15 protein-coding genes are annotated in these 14,323 nt (G+C 62.7%); 3 read left to right on the forward strand and 12 right to left on the reverse strand.

The genetic code is table 11. From position 1 onward, the window contains the following. Positions 1 to 15 precede the first annotated feature (15 nt). Positions 16 to 705: a SanA/YdcF family protein gene (locus tag QM609_RS03325; protein ID WP_050656037.1), complete on the forward strand. Its 690-nt coding sequence runs from the start codon at positions 16 to 18 to the stop codon at positions 703 to 705. 95 nt (positions 706 to 800) lie between these two features. On the opposite strand, the gene QM609_RS03330 is transcribed toward QM609_RS03325, so the two are convergent. The 8 genes from QM609_RS03330 to QM609_RS03365 all read right to left on the reverse strand — a co-directional run bounded on the left by QM609_RS03330 (position 801) and on the right by QM609_RS03365 (position 7,302). Beyond that, the gene (locus tag QM609_RS03330) at positions 801 to 1,637 is read right to left on the reverse strand and encodes a hypothetical protein (protein ID WP_050656036.1); all 837 of its coding nucleotides are present in this window, start codon (positions 1,635 to 1,637) and stop codon (positions 801 to 803) included. Between the two features lie 74 nt (positions 1,638 to 1,711). After that, entirely contained in the window at positions 1,712 to 2,035 is a 324-nt protein-coding gene (locus QM609_RS03335) for a cupredoxin domain-containing protein (protein WP_080712742.1), read from the reverse strand. Continuing rightward, on the reverse strand, positions 2,035 to 2,382 hold the full coding sequence (locus QM609_RS03340) for a plastocyanin/azurin family copper-binding protein (protein ID WP_050656035.1): 348 nt from the start codon (positions 2,380 to 2,382) through the stop codon (positions 2,035 to 2,037). Before QM609_RS03340 ends, QM609_RS03335 begins: the two co-directional genes overlap by 1 nt. 27 nt (positions 2,383 to 2,409) lie before the next feature. Continuing rightward, positions 2,410 to 3,999 carry a multicopper oxidase family protein gene (locus QM609_RS03345; RefSeq protein ID WP_050656034.1) on the reverse strand — a complete coding sequence of 530 codons (1,590 nt, stop codon included), beginning with the start codon at positions 3,997 to 3,999 and terminating at the stop codon, positions 2,410 to 2,412. Next, the gene (locus QM609_RS03350; RefSeq protein WP_050656033.1) at positions 3,996 to 5,315 is read right to left on the reverse strand and encodes a hypothetical protein; all 1,320 of its coding nucleotides are present in this window, start codon (positions 5,313 to 5,315) and stop codon (positions 3,996 to 3,998) included. Before QM609_RS03350 ends, QM609_RS03345 begins: the two co-directional genes overlap by 4 nt. Further along, positions 5,312 to 5,983, reverse strand: a complete 672-nt coding sequence (locus QM609_RS03355; protein ID WP_029256402.1) for a methylamine dehydrogenase light chain — start codon at positions 5,981 to 5,983, stop codon at positions 5,312 to 5,314. Before QM609_RS03355 ends, QM609_RS03350 begins: the two co-directional genes overlap by 4 nt. A gap of 75 nt (positions 5,984 to 6,058) precedes the next feature. Beyond that, on the reverse strand, positions 6,059 to 6,667 hold the full coding sequence (locus QM609_RS03360; RefSeq protein WP_019745575.1) for a redoxin domain-containing protein: 609 nt from the start codon (positions 6,665 to 6,667) through the stop codon (positions 6,059 to 6,061). Between the two features lie 44 nt (positions 6,668 to 6,711). Continuing rightward, positions 6,712 to 7,302, reverse strand: coding sequence for a MauE/DoxX family redox-associated membrane protein (locus tag QM609_RS03365; protein WP_063315621.1), 591 nt, complete (start codon positions 7,300 to 7,302; stop codon positions 6,712 to 6,714). A 348-nt stretch (positions 7,303 to 7,650) separates the two neighbouring features. Here QM609_RS03365 and QM609_RS03370 point away from each other — a divergent pair, with 348 nt between their 5' ends. Further along, the gene (locus QM609_RS03370; protein ID WP_050657039.1) at positions 7,651 to 9,189 is read left to right on the forward strand and encodes an APC family permease; all 1,539 of its coding nucleotides are present in this window, start codon (positions 7,651 to 7,653) and stop codon (positions 9,187 to 9,189) included. Beyond that, positions 9,186 to 9,971 carry an IclR family transcriptional regulator gene (locus QM609_RS03375; RefSeq protein ID WP_050657038.1) on the forward strand — a complete coding sequence of 262 codons (786 nt, stop codon included), beginning with the start codon at positions 9,186 to 9,188 and terminating at the stop codon, positions 9,969 to 9,971. The genes QM609_RS03370 and QM609_RS03375 overlap by 4 nt, the downstream gene beginning before the upstream one ends. Positions 9,972 to 9,973: 2 nt before the next feature. Here QM609_RS03375 and cobU read toward each other — a convergent pair whose 3' ends face one another. Genes cobU through QM609_RS03395 form a run of 4 tightly spaced genes read right to left on the reverse strand, consistent with a single transcriptional unit; the run spans position 9,974 to position 14,082 of the window. Then, on the reverse strand, positions 9,974 to 11,296 hold the full coding sequence (gene cobU / locus QM609_RS03380) for a bifunctional adenosylcobinamide kinase/adenosylcobinamide-phosphate guanylyltransferase (protein WP_050657037.1): 1,323 nt from the start codon (positions 11,294 to 11,296) through the stop codon (positions 9,974 to 9,976). Beyond that, complete coding sequence (locus tag QM609_RS03385) at positions 11,296 to 12,084, reverse strand: ABC transporter ATP-binding protein (protein WP_050657036.1); 789 nt, start codon at positions 12,082 to 12,084, stop codon at positions 11,296 to 11,298. The genes cobU and QM609_RS03385 overlap by 1 nt, the downstream gene beginning before the upstream one ends. Further along, a complete protein-coding gene (locus QM609_RS03390; RefSeq protein ID WP_019745569.1) occupies positions 12,081 to 13,115 on the reverse strand; it encodes a FecCD family ABC transporter permease in 1,035 nt (344 codons plus the stop codon). Before QM609_RS03390 ends, QM609_RS03385 begins: the two co-directional genes overlap by 4 nt. Positions 13,116 to 13,122: 7 nt before the next feature. Continuing rightward, a complete protein-coding gene (locus QM609_RS03395; RefSeq protein WP_058038466.1) occupies positions 13,123 to 14,082 on the reverse strand; it encodes an ABC transporter substrate-binding protein in 960 nt (319 codons plus the stop codon). Between the last annotated feature and the right edge of the window lie 241 nt (positions 14,083 to 14,323).

The raw sequence follows: 14,323 nt of genomic DNA on the forward strand, positions 1-14,323 counted from the left end.
TGGTTTGATCGACGAATGGACGAAGCTGCTGCAGATCCAGTGAAACCGCCGCGCAAGCGCCGGTGGCCTCGTTGGGTCGCAGGCATTGCGGTGCTCGGAGCAGTTGTCTATGCGGGCTCGATCGTGTGGATTTCCGTGGCGTCGGCCGGCCATACGTCGGACGCCGTCGATGCTCCCGATGCTCCGGTAGTGATCGTGCTGGGCGCGCAGATCAAGGACGGTAAGCCGATGGCTTTCCTGAAAGGGCGGCTGGACGCAGCAGTCGAACTGGTGGAAGCGGGAAAGGCTAAAGCGGTCCTCGTCTCCGGCGACGCGAACGGCGGCTCGGGTGACGAGATCGCGGCGATGACGAACTACCTGTTGGAGCAGGGAATAGATGAGCGTCGCATCGTGGGGGATCCGTACGGCCTCGACACCTATGACACCTGCTTCCGGGCCATACATACGTATGGGGTGACCAAGGCGTTGATCGTCACTCAGGGGTATCACGTGCCCCGCGCCGTGGCATTGTGCCGAGACGTCGGCATCGACGCAGACGGGGTGAACAGCGATTGCGGGTGCGCAACTCCGACGCTGATCAAGAACGCCGCCCGGGAGTGGGTTCTTGCCAAGCCCAAGGCAGCGCTGGACATGCTGTGGAGTCGGGACGCAAAGGTGACGTCGCCGTCGGAGGACTCGGTCCAGGTGGCGCTGTCGATTCCCTGACGCGGGGTGAGTGCGCACGGTTTCTGTCGAGCGAACACACGCTCCGGAGAGTCGGAGCGTGTGTTCACTCGAGGTGAAGGGTGCTCGGTCGAGAGTCAGATCAGTGCTGCGGCGGCGAATGCTCCCAGTGCGATCAATGCCGCGCCGGTGACGCTCTGCACGCGACGGTCCACGACGCACATGATCGAGAGGAATCCCGGCATCGAGCCACCGCGCTTGGTGTGCACGATTGCCGCGAGGCTGGGCATGCAGCGGCCAAGGGATACGACCGTGAACAGCGCCGCCCCGAGAGCCGGTGTACCCGAAGCCATGACGCCGAGTGCCAAGAGGTAGTACGCACTCGAGCGGATGAAGATCAGAAATCCCGGACCGATGATCGCGCCGAAGATCAGCGAGACCTTCCACGGCGCCATGGTGCGGCGCAGATGGCGCGGAAGCTGTTGGCGCCGCATCGGAGTCGGCATGCTCACCGCACCCAACTCGTGCAGCCCGTATGCAACCGCGACGACGGCCCAGACGCCCAGCGCCCAGCCGACCGGCACGTACCCGGACATCGCCGCACCGAGAGCGCCGATCAATGCCCCGGTGACGGCTCCCGTCGTGACCGAACCCAGAGCGTGCCAGCCGAGTCGGCGGACGGGAGTCGAGGATCCCTTCCGATCGACTTGCTTCGGCGCGGCAACAACTCCGGCGACGGACATTCCGCAGGTCGACCAGTTCGCGGCCAGCGACGTAACCAGTCCGGCGCCGATAACAGCTGTGGTCAAAGCTGTTGTCGCAGATGGCGTGGCCACGAGTGCGAGGCCGGCACCCGCAGCGGCGCCCGCCGCGACGAGGCTGACACGGGTCGCGGTGCCGACCGAGCCTTGAAGGGTCGGCCGGATGTCAGGGACATCGGTCTGCAGTGGGCCGTGTGAGAGAACAGTAGTCATCAGATCCTCCGAAGTGTTTGTGGTTCAGGAAAAGTGTCGAGTCGAAGTCGCAGCGAAAAGTGATGAGCCAGTGTTCACAGCACTGTGATGACTCCGATCATGTACGGGTGCACGGAGCACGAATACTCGTAGACGCCGACGCTCTCGAACGTGTGCCGGAACGTTCCGTCTCCGGTGATACCACTGTCGAACAGGCCGGGTGATTCCACATGATGCAGGAGTCCACCGTCGTCGAAGCGCCACTCGACGGTGCCGCCGTGTTCCACGGTGACGTCCATCGGGCTGAACTGAACATTGCTGATCTCGACCACCACGTCGGGGACGGGATCTTCTGTGCCGCAAGCTGGGACACACGTCGCCGCGACAGCGAGGCCGAAGCCGGCGATCCACCTCCTCACTATTGAACGATCACGGTGCCCACCATCATCGGGTGGGGCGTGCAGTGGTAGGTGAAGGTTCCGGCGTCGTCGAACGTGTACGAGAAGGTTCCCTCGGTGAGCAACTCGCTCTTCAGTTTCCCGTCGAGATCACCGTTGCCGACCACGTCGTGGGGGAGTCCGCTGTCGTCGAACTTCCATTCGACGGTCTGTCCCTTCTCGATGGCGACCGATGCCGGTGTGTACGCCATGTTCTTCACCTCGATCACGACTGCACGTTCGTCCGACGACGCACCGGCATCACTACTGCAGGCGGTGAGGCTCAGGGCAGCGCACGCGGCCAGGAAAGCGGGAACGAGTTTCTTCATGAGGTGTTCTCTCCATTCTTCGACTTGTCAGCGGACGTAACGCAGATTTGCCGTCATGCCGGCCTCGAAGTGGTAGGCGTTGTGGCAGTGGAACATCCACTCGCCGGGATTGTCGGCGTCGAACTCGATGGCAAGCTCGGTGCCGGGTAGGACGTTGACGGTGTCGCGGCGAAGTCCGCCGTAATCCGGTACCGCAAACGTGTGGCCGTGGGTGTGCATGGGGTGCCACATCGTGGACGTGTTCTTCATCGTGATCCGGACCCGTTCGCCCTGTTTCATGACGAGCTTGCCTGCATCGGCCCCCGCCATTCCCCAGACGTACCGATCGCCGGCCTGGATCAACTCGATGCGGTAGTCGCGATCAGGCGATTTCGTCTCGAGCCGTGCGGATTCCGCGGGCCGGAGTTCGCTTTCGGTGACCAGTCGGCCGGCCAGTTCCGAGAGGTTTCCGCCCACATCCGGGTTCGCCAGGGCCAACGCGTCGGTGCTGCGTAGGACGGTCGACGCATAACCATCTCGGCCCTCGACCTTCGCCACCACCGGCCATGTTCCCGACTTCACCGTCACCAGTACGTCGTAGCGTTGGGCCATTCCGACGATGATGGTGTCAGCGGGAGTTGGTTCCACGTCGTAGCCATCGGTAGCGACGATTGTCATCTCGTGACCGGCCACAGCAAACCGGTACGGAGTTTCGGCCGCTGCGTTGATGATTCGCAGTCGCAGGGTCGAACCGGGCGCTGCAGTGACGACAGCAGGATCGTTGGGTGGCCGCCCGTTGATCAAGTGCAGTGGATACGCGATGTGTTGAGTCATCCCGCCGAGTGGTTCGGAAGAACCGTGTCCGCCGCTCACCAACTGTTGCGCGACGGACATGTCGGCTTCCGAGTGTTCCGCCGGAGTTGTTGCCCCACCGCCGTGTCCGCCGTGCCCGCCCGAAATTGCCGGGTTCAGGGCCATCAGGACGGAATCCGGTGTGGTACCCAATCCGTCGAGCCAGTCGTCGAGCACCAGAACGGCATCGATGTCGGCCCCGGTGATGTCGTTCGGGTTCTCGACGATCAAGGCGCCGAACAGCCCCCGATCGGCTTGCAATCCGCTGTGCGAGTGGTACCAGTACGTTCCCGGATCCGGTGCGATGAAGTTGTACTCGAAACTCGAACCGGCGCCGATGGGAGCCTGCGTGGTGGGTGCCGCGCCATCCATGTCGTTGCGGATTCGAATTCCGTGCCAATGCAGTGTTGTTTCGGCGTCGAGGCCGTTCTGGACGCTGACGTTCACCCGGTCACCGGACTTCAGGCGAAGTTCCGGAGCCACCGCAGCGCCTCCGTACGTCCACGTGTCCACGAGGCGTCCGCCAAGATCTACCGTCGAGAATCCGGCGGCAAGGGCAAACGCAGCGGTGGTCCCGTTCCAGGCTCGCGCCGATTCTGCGGCGGCAACTTCCGGGTCGGTGGGCAGGATGTAGTCGAGATCGGTCGTCGGCGTCGGAGATGCTGCAGTGGAACTGCATCCGGCAATCGTCCCCATTGCGCCGAGCCCGAGTGCTCCGGCGCCGAGTGCTCCCAAACTCAGGAAGCGGCGCCGGCCCATCACCACACCGGATCCGGGACGACTCATCGGAGTACTTCTGGTGTGATCAACCCGCTGACATCCCCGACGTTGCCCGAGACATCGACGGAACTGACCTGTTCGCCGGTGCTCGCGTTGTAACCCACGATCTTCTGCGGAGCGGAGCCTTCGACCTCAGGTCCGGTACCGAGCACGTAGAACGTGGCGCCGTCGACGGAGAAGGTCATGCTCTCGATGTCTGTCAGGCCGAGGTCGGCAAGTGTCAAGCTCTTCACCGGGGCGAAGGTCGTTGCGTCGGACAAGTCGATCTTGACCAGTGAGCCTCCCCGAGCAGAGTCCGGATGAATAGCCGTGTCCGTGTATGCGATTGCGAGCCGGGTTGCGTCGGCGTTGATGACGTTCTCCGAGAATCGACCGGAGTCCTGCCCGGCGTTTCCGATCGGCTTGACACCTTCCTGAGGTAGTCCGTTGGAGAAGTCGAAGACGTACACATCGCCGTTCTCACTGACCAGCAAGGCTTTATTCGCTTTCGATGCCCACGTGACCTTGCGGGTGGAGACAAAATCCTCGGGTAGGACCTTGCTTCGGGCGGTTTCCTTCGGAACACCGTCGTCACCGATCGTGACGTGCAGCAGTTCCCGGGTGTCCTCGCAGACGCTGTACAGCTCGTGATCGATCATCCACGTGAACGGACCGCAGCCGACTATCTGGAGTGCACCGGTCGCTTCCTTCTTCTCGAGGTCGACCACTCTGATGCCGTACAAACCGTCGTCCCACGTGACGAAGAACTTGCCGTCGGAGGTCACGGCGTTCGAGCCGGGACGGGAATGTACGCGTGCGACGTCCGGAAGCATGACCTCGGCTGGTTCCAGTAGGTTCCCGGAGTAGGTGCTGACCGTGAAATCTGCCGTGCCGCGGGAACCTCGGGGCCGCCACACCTCGGCAGCGAGCACCGCAGGATCCTCGGCGGAATCCCCGACGAATCCGTGAATGACCGGATCCCAGATACCCGGGCCGACGGTGATCCGGCTCTCGGCCACACCGGTTTTCGGATCGATGACGTTGACGCTGAGCTCGAGTTGGCCGAATCCACCTTCGACGCCCAGCAAGCGGTCAGCTGCGATCGGGGTGATCGAACCGACGTGCAACGGCTCGGGAATGGTGTCGCCGATTTCCTGGTCGTCGTGACCGAGGGAGATTCCCTCGCCCGGTGCAGTGAACGGAACTGTCGGATAGGTGACATCACCTGCGCTGGAGGGTTCGTCGTTGTCGGACGAACTGCAACCGGCCAGCGCGAGTACGACGGTGAGTGGGATGACGGCAACGGCGGGTCGCGCCAGTTTTCGGGTTCGCGGACTGCTCATGATCCGGCACCGACCTTGGGGCGCTCGGCCGGTCGAGTCTGGCAGTCCTCACCGATGATGGGCGCCATCGTGCAGGTGTATGCCTGGGACTCGTCGGAGACACACCAGATGATTTCCTGGTCGTAGCTTCCGGAGACCGGGTTGTACATCACGGCCTGCATGTCCGGTTCGCCGCAGAATGCGTTGGAACACGAAGGCGCACCGCAGCAGTCGTAGTAGGCGATCAGATAGGTCTTGCCGGTATCAGGGTTGGTGCAGCATCCGACCCAGAACTCTGCGCCGGGCTTGCTGCCGGGGGCACAGGTGGTGACACCGCCGCCGTTGCATGCGGCACAGGACGTTCCGTCCATGTTGCACCAGCGCCAGTACTCGCACTCGGCCGGATCTTTACCGTCGTAGACAGGGACAAGAGGTTCGGGGCCAGGTGCCGGCGCAGGAACCTCGGGCTCTTGGGCGAAGGCACTACGTGTCACGGGAAGTGTGCTGATCAGTGCCACTCCTGACACACCCATGGTCCACTTGCCGATCCGGCTGATCATGGATCGCCGCGAAACTCGTTCGGAGAGTTTACGTCCGGTTCGGCTGGTAAGCGAACCGCCCTGGCCCGCCATCCATTCGGCCTGGGCCTGAACTGTCGCCTCGTCGACGGGATATCGATTCTCCGTCATGTTGTGCTGCGGGAATTCATTGTCGTCCAACGATTTTCTCCTGATTCGTGAAGAGGATCGAACTGTGCAGGAAGATCAGGCCGCGCTGCCGGATTTCGCCTGGGCATGAAGGTGCTGGAGTGAGGGGGTGCCGGATTCGAGCGCATTGAGGAGGCTTTCCACCTGAGCCATGTGATTGCACAGGCCCTTTCCTCGGATCTTGCCGTGCTCGTCGAGAATCACGCCGTACGGAGTGGTGCCCACCTGGTATGCGATACCGACGTCTCGAGCGTCGATGTAACTGAGCTCGGAACCGATCCCGCTGCCGGCCAGGAACTCGCGATGCTCTTCGGGTGTTCCGTCGGAGATGATGATCACGTCGAGATCCGATTCGGCTCGGGCCATTGCCCTTACGCCGGGAAGAAGGCTCTTGCACGTCGAGCAACTCGGTGCTGTGAACAGCAGGAGTTGAGGTTTGTCGCGGTGACCACCGACTCCGACGGTCCGTCCTTCCTGATCGATGAGACCGGCAAACGATGGGCCGGCCTGTTCGACCTTGGGCCCGGTATCCATCATCCGGGCACCGAGAGGTCCGAGACGTACTTGTACGCGGCCGATTTCACGAGCCAGAGCAAGAACCATCAAGAACAGTACGGCTACGGCGATCACCAGGATCACTGTCGCGACAAGGAGGAAAGTGGTCATCGTGGTAGTCCTGCCTTCGAGTTTTCAGTGGTGGGGATGTAAGTTCACGAGCCGTACCGGGACGCGGTTTCGGCGGTTCGGAGGCGGATGGAGGCGCTCGACAGGTAGTCGTCGACCGGGCGTCGTCCGAGGTGGACCACCGAACGAATCTGTGCGAGCGCAACTCCCGCCAGAACGAGGAGGAATCCGAAGGTCGTCGCCACGACCTGGACGCCGATCTCAGCCTGTCCGGCGGTGACCGACAGTGCCACAGCGATCACCGCGAGTGTTCCGGCGCGAACGGCGTGGAACCATCCGATACGCGGAATCTCGCCGACTCCGAATGCAAAACATCCGCAGTCCAGATCGCGTCGCCCACGCAGGAGGTTGATCGTGAGGCCCGTGAAGAACGACGCGAACATGACGGCAGCAACCAAGGCGGCGAGGCGATGGGCCACGCCGAGAACCAGAAGGATGCCTACGACGGTTTCCGCGACGGGAAGGATGCGAGCGAGCGGTACTTCGAGTCGCACCGGCAACACTTTGTATCCGCGCACCGAACGAAGGACCCCGTCGTGGTCGTTCAGCTTGGGAATGCCGGCGAGCAGGAGAACAAATCCGATGATCGCCGAAGTGGTGGCGCTGACCAAGTCCATGCTTCCTCCGTTCCTCTCGGGTAGTGCCGGTGGTGTGTGGGACACATCCTGTACGGGCGATGCTGCGAATCCGCGTCGACCGCGCTACGCCTGGACGAGGTGCAACTGAGAGAGCAGTTGTCGTGTGAGAATCGGAGAACTCGCAGGTCAAGGTGCTCCCGGAGGGGCCGGATACCGTCGGCCGCCCTTGATCCGGCATGACGCTGGGTGGGAAACAGAGTCGGATTCTCACTTGAAAGTTCTGTGCGCGCCATCGTGGAAACTGCGCGGAAACATAAGCGGACTAACTTGACCGAATTCTGACAATTCGCTCGTAGGTTCGGGCCTGGACGCGACGGACGGTGACTCATGGCCGTGAGTGCGGCACTGCGTGCGGCGATCACGCGAGCGCAGAATGCGGATCAACACAGTGAGCCCGTGTTCTCCCCGCTCCGTGGTCTCGGACGAGGACGTCTGACCCCGATCGACCTGTTGGGGCAATCACTTTCCACGATCGCTCCGGCAACGGGAATGGTGTTCATCGCCCTGTGGATGATCACCTACAGTCCCGGCTACGTCGGGTTGGCTGCGATTGCTGCGACAACTTCGGCGGTGTTTCTCGTTGCGTTCTGCATCACTCAGTTCACGCGGAGACTGGCCGCAGCAGGATCGTTGTACAGCTTCGTCTTCCAAGGCTCCGGTATCCGGGCGACACTGACGGCGGGTGCCGCACTGGTACTCGGGTATCTCGGAATCTCGGTTTCGGTTTTCTCGCAGGCAGTTCCGAGTCTGCTCGATACCATCGCCATTGTCGGCCCCGACGTGCGAGGGCCTGCCGCGACGGTGATCACGACGGTGGCGATTGCCCTGGCCGTCGCGTGGATTGCAGTGCGAGGCGTCCGGTTCGCCACCCGAGCGATCCTGGTCGTCGAAGCGTGCTCGTTGATTCTCATCGTCGTGGTCATGCTGGCGACGCACAGTGACACGACAACTGCTGTTGCCCTGCCGAATCCGTCGCTGAGTGCAGTTCCGTTTCTCGCGATGCTGACGGTGCTCAGCATGGCGGGCTTCGAAAGCTCGGCCTTCTTCGGCCCGGAAGCGAAACGACCACTCATCAGCGTCACACGCACGGTTCTCATTTCGCCGATCATCTGCGGGGTCCTCTTCGTTTTTGCAGCCTGGGCGGCGATGACCGGCCACGGCGCAACGATCGTCGGAGCGTACTTCGAAGGAACGGCATCCGGAGCCAGCGCGGAAGTGGTTCTGGCAGTCAAGATCGGAATGACGTGTTCCTGGTTCGCATCCACTCTCGGTTGTGCGCAGGCGGGTTCGCGGTTGTTGTACTCGATGGGGATCGAACGGGTACTGCCTGCGCCGCTCGCTCGCGTACACAGACGGTTCCGCACCCCGTACGTTGCGGTACTTGCGTTCGTCGCGGTAAGTGCGGCGGGCGTATTCATCTATTCGGATACGGTTCGCGACGATTCGGGATCCTTCGACGGCGTGGTGGAGACCGCGTTGGTCTGCGCTTACACGCTGGTGGCCTTTGCTTCGTGGAAGTTCTTGCGCCGAATCGGGGAACATACGTCGCTGACCCGGATTTGCACCCTGTCCGTGAGTGCCGCCGGTGCCGGTCTACTGGTTTACATCGTTCTCGACGGTGCGGTTCACGGGATGTGGGCACTGCCGATCGCTGCTCTTGCTGTTGCTGTGTCGGGGACAGTGTGGAGCGCATTGCTCCGTAGAGCCAGACCGGAAAGCCTTCTGATGGTCGGAGCTTTCGACAGCGTCGAGACGGCGGACCTGTTGCCCGGTGCGGGCACTCTGCTGATCGACGGTGACGGGCGAAGGCGACTCGTGCCGGATCGTGGGGCCGCCGAGGGTAACTCGCCGGAGCATGGGCGGTGACCGCGGACCGTGCAACCGCTGGTCCACGATCAGACAAACGGATCGGCGACGAGACCCACTTCAGTGGACAACAACCGCGTGCGGTTCAGAAGGCGCTGGGGATGCTCGAGGCGGTGGCTCATCTGGGACCGGGAACAACCGCGAAGGAGATCGCCACTTTTGCAGGCGTCCCTTCGGCAACGGCTTATCGGATGCTCAATCTGCTGGTGGCCGAGGGCTTTCTCGTGCGGGTGCCGGACCTGTCAGGGTTCGCGTTGGGGCGTCGAACTGCCGAGCTCTCACATGCAGCGTCGGCGAGCGGTCCGGGGCCGACCCTGCACGAGCGCGTCGAAGACATGCGGACACACACGAGGTTCGGTCTGCACGTAGCCTCGTTTACCGGTGGGCGCTTGCGTTTCGTCGACAAGGATCCCGACCACGAGATCATCGGAATCGCCGCACTGGCGAAGAACCTTCACGCGAATGCGCTGGGGAAGGTTCTGTTGGCGCACGACGAGCGGTTGCTTTCGGGTTTGGAACTTCGCCGGGTCACGGAGTTCACCCTCGGTGATTTCGACGCGTTGTATGAGCAGTTGAGGTCTGTTCGCCTGCAGGGTTTTGCATTCGAGAACCAGGAATGCCGCCTGGGTCGATCCGCAGTGGCAGTACCGGTTCGAGATCACGCAGACCAGGTGGCCGGCGGGTTGTGTGTTCAGGGAGCGAGCGGGCGAGTGACGGACGAGGATCGAGAGTTGGTCGGTTTCCTACTCGATTGTGCGCGTCAGCTCACCGGATTGCTCTGACGTCACACGCGCAGGCTCAGGGGGAGTCCGGCGGTCATCAGGACCACGGACTCCGATTCACTGGCGATGCGGCTGTTCACCAGACCGAGTAGATCGCGGAACAGTCTCCCGGACTTCGTGTCCGGGACGACGCCGCTTCCGACTTCGTTGGTGACGGCGACAATCGGTACCGGACAGGCGGTCCAGGCGTCGGCCAAGACGTCGATATCTGCGTGGACGGCGCTGAGATCTTCTGTCGCCCACGCCTGATGTCGATCCAGACATGCGGTCAACCACGTGCCGAGGCAATCGAGCAGGATCGGTGTTGTTGCGGTTGCGAGAATCTCGGTCACTTCGGAGGTCTCTACCGTCGTCCACGTCGACGGCCTCCGCGCGCGATGCGACGCAATTCGTTCGATCCAGTCGGGATCGTCGTCCTGCGGATCCCCGGTGGCGATGTACGTGACGTGCCGGTAGCCGGCAAGCAGGCCCTCCGCGTAAGTGGACTTGCCCGAGCGGGCGCCACCGGTGACCAGAGTTCGATGGCTCTGTCCTACCCCGATCTCGAGCACAGCTCCATCCGGAACCGCTCGCGCCCCTGACACACGAAGTGCTTCCGAGAGTTCGTTTTCGACGGGGTTGTGGTGCCCGAGGTGTACGGCGACCACATCGGTTCGATCGGTGATCGCGTCGCAGTTGCGGAGCCGCAACACCGTCTCCGCGAAACTCGACAGATCGTGGTGCCCGGTGCCGTGGTCGGTCTTGTAGCCGAAGGTCTCTTCGAGAAAGACGGCGTCGAAACGCGCGTCGGCAAGGGCGTCGACAGTTGATTCGGGCAAAGGCCCGGTGTCGGTGGCCCAGAAGATTCGGGTTCCGGATGCGTCGGTCATGTCGTAGAGAAGGGTGGGTACTTCGTGCGCGGCTTCGAGTGCGCGAACACGATAGGTGCCCAACATGATCGACTGGCCGGTCTCGAGCGGTGTGAAGGTCACCGGGTCATCCGGGCCTACCCAGTCTCGGCAGAGATCGAGCGCGTCGGGTGGTCCGAGAACCTGTAGTGGTTCGGTGCGCGAGGCCCAGGACCGGAACAGCAATGCCATCGGGCCGAGGTGATCGGGATGCGAATGCGTCAGCAGGATGTGTTCGACGTGTGCCAGCGTGCGACCGAATCGCGACGCGGCACGCGGTACTTCCGGACCACAATCCAACAGGATTCTGTTGTCCACCAGGGCAGCAGTGTGCCCGCGAATGGTTCCACTCGACAAGGCTTCCAGGCAGGAAGGGCAGGTACAGAACGGGTTCGGCCAACCGTCAGCAGCACCGGTGCCGAGCAACATCAGTTCCATCAGCGGGTGCCCTCCTGCCGAATCGGAACAACTATGGGACCGCTGGGTCGGTCCAGGATTTCGACCCGAGCTCCGTACACGCGGCCGAGGAGGTCTGCCTCCAGCACCGATGAGGGAGTGCCGTCGGCAACGACGCTGCCCTTGTCCAGCAACACGATTCGTCGACCGTACTGACCCGCGAGAGTGAGGTCGTGCATCGCGGCGATGACCGTGATGTTGTCGGCTTCACGCAGTTCCTCCACCAAGTCGAGAACCTGCTGCTGGTGACCGATGTCGAGCGCGCTGGTGGGTTCGTCCAGGAGCAGTACCTGCGGTTCTTGAGCCAGCGCCCGAGCCAGGACCACGCGCTGCAATTCGCCGCCGGAAAGTTCGGTGGCTCGTCGATCTGCGAACTCGGTGAGGTCGAGCCTCTCGATCACCGAAGAGATCACCGAACGGTCAGTGGCGGTTTCGGTTCCGAAGCGTCGTAGATAGGGAGTGCGGCCGAGCGCAACCAGTTCCTTGACCGTTGAGCCCTCGGGTACTACCGGACGCTGAGGCATCAACGCGACGACGGCGGACATCGCCTTGCGGCTGGAATTGCGAGGACTCAGTCCCCCGACCGAGAGCTCACCGGTAGACGGAATCAATCCAGCGAGGGCATGCATCAAGGTTGTCTTGCCGGCGCCGTTCGGCCCGACCACGGCAACCCAATCGCCTGGTGTCACATCGAGATCGATGCCGTCGACGACGTCCTTGCCGCCGAGGTTGACTCGGAGGTCGCGGCACCGCACTGCGCTGTCGGTCATGCCGAGACCCGGCTGCGGCGCAGAACCAGAAGAAAGAACGGAGCGCCGATCATCGCGGTCACAACTCCGATGGGGAGTTCGGCCGGTGCCATGACCGTGCGGGCGGCAACGTCGGTGAGGACGAGAAACGCCGCTCCGAGCATGAGTGACAGGGGGAGAAGCAGCCGATGAGATGGGCCGACGACCAGTCGAACCGCATGGGGAACAACGATTCCGACAAAGCCGATGAGTCCACTTGCACTCACGACCGCGGCCGTTCCCAGAGTTGCGGCGAGCACCAGCACCAGGCGTGATCTGGCCGGGTCGACGCCGAGGCTGGCGGCTTCGACGTCACCTACCGCCATCACGTCGAGTACGCGCCGGTGTACCAGGATGACGGCAGAGGCCAGCGCAACGTACGGCAGGACAACCAGAACTTCCGACCAACCGTCGGTGGACAGTCCGCCGAGTAGCCAGGAATAGACCTCGCGCAGTGAATCGTCGAACCGCTGCTGAACAAAAGTCTGCGCTGCATTCGTGAACGCTGCGACTGCGACACCGGCGAGGATGATGACTACCGCGTTCTGCGGCCCGCCAATGCTTCGACCGAGCGAATAAGTTGCGAACACTGCCAGCACACCACCGACGAAGGCGGCCATGGGAATTCCGAACATGCCCAGCGCTCCGCCCGAAACGATGGCGAGGGTTGCGCCCAGTCCGGCTCCGCTGGAAACTCCGAGGAGATACGGATCTGCCAAGGGATTTCGAAACACGCCCTGGTAGGCGGCGCCGGCTACGGCCAACATTGCTCCGACCAACGCGCCCAGGACTACTCGCGGAAGCCGGATCTGCCAGAGAATCGCCTGCTGTGTTGCGGTGAGGCCGGAATCGAGGTGGATGCCGGGTATTCCGTCCAGAAGTTCGAGAATGGTCCGATCAGGCGTCAATCCGGCCGGCCCCACCAGAACACCGATCAGCAAGGCAGCGCACAGAATGAGCGCGGCGCCGAGCAGAACGGCGGTCCGATGTTGGGAGATACCGGCTTTGATCATCGAGTGCTCAGGCCGCGGGAACTTGGGCAACGATGGCCGCGACGGCCTTCACCTGGTCGGCGACACGAGGTCCCCAGCGGCTGGAGAGGTCTTCGTCGAGCACATGGATCTGGTTACCGGTAACCGCTTTCATGCCGCTCCACCCGGGTCGAGCGGCGACGGATTCTGCTGTCACTCCGCAGCATTGGGAGTCTGCGAGAAAGATGAGATCAGGATTGGCCTGTACCACGAATTCGGCGGACAACTGCGGATAGTCACCCTGCCCCGCGGCGTCGGCGATGCTCTTCATTCCGAACAGCGAGTAGATCTGCCCGACGAAGCTCGAACTCGTGACGGTGTAGAGCGAGGAGTCGAGTTCGTGGAAGTACGTCAGCGGCTGTTGGCGCGCAGGAACACTGGCGACAGCGGCGTCGATGTCCGAGCGCATGGTGTCGACAACTTCGGTGCCCTTGTCTTCGTGGCCGGTGGCCTTCGCGACGCGCTCGATTTGGGCGTAGACGTCGTCGATGCTCGTCGCTGCCGGTAGTAGGAGTGTCGGCACCTTCGCCTTTTGCAGTCCGGAGACAAGATCGTTCATGTCATCCGATGCGATCACCAGATCCGGTGCGTAGCCGAGGATGGCTTCGACGTTCGGTTGAAAGCCCGAGAGATCGGTGACCGGGATACCGGCCGGGTAGTCGGACTGATTGTCGACGGCCTTCACCTGATCGCCCGCGCCGACGGCCCACAGGGTCTCGGTGGCGCTGGGACTGAGTGACACGATCGACTGCGGACGTGACTCGATGGTGATGTCCGTGCCGGAATCCGTGGGACCGGAAACAACAGTCACCGGGAACGAGCCGTCCGAGGCCGCTGTGGTTGCGGGTGTATCGGACGTCGAGCTACTGCACGCACCGGCAAGCAGTGCGGTGCTCACCGTCAGTGCTGCAAGTACAGATCTGAATTTACGTGTCGGCCGAGTACTCACAGCCACCCCTCCGCTAGTGGCGAAGGGTCGCGAGCAGCGCGGCCGCGAGGCGAAGCGCCACGAGCGGTCCTTCGTCCGAGAACCATCGTGTCGCCACGAGGCCGGTGACCTGACTCGTTCGCCTCGAGTAGTGACGGGCGAATTCACAGTTGCGTCGACAGTGCCGGGGTTTCACCGAACTTCACACGAGCAGCGTGGCACCCCGGTGAACCGGGGCATCTGCACTTTACAGGGGTCGTCT

Source organism: Rhodococcus sp. IEGM 1302, assembly GCF_030056935.1.
In the GTDB taxonomy this organism is placed as follows: Bacteria; Actinomycetota; Actinomycetes; order Mycobacteriales; family Mycobacteriaceae; genus Rhodococcus_F; species Rhodococcus_F qingshengii.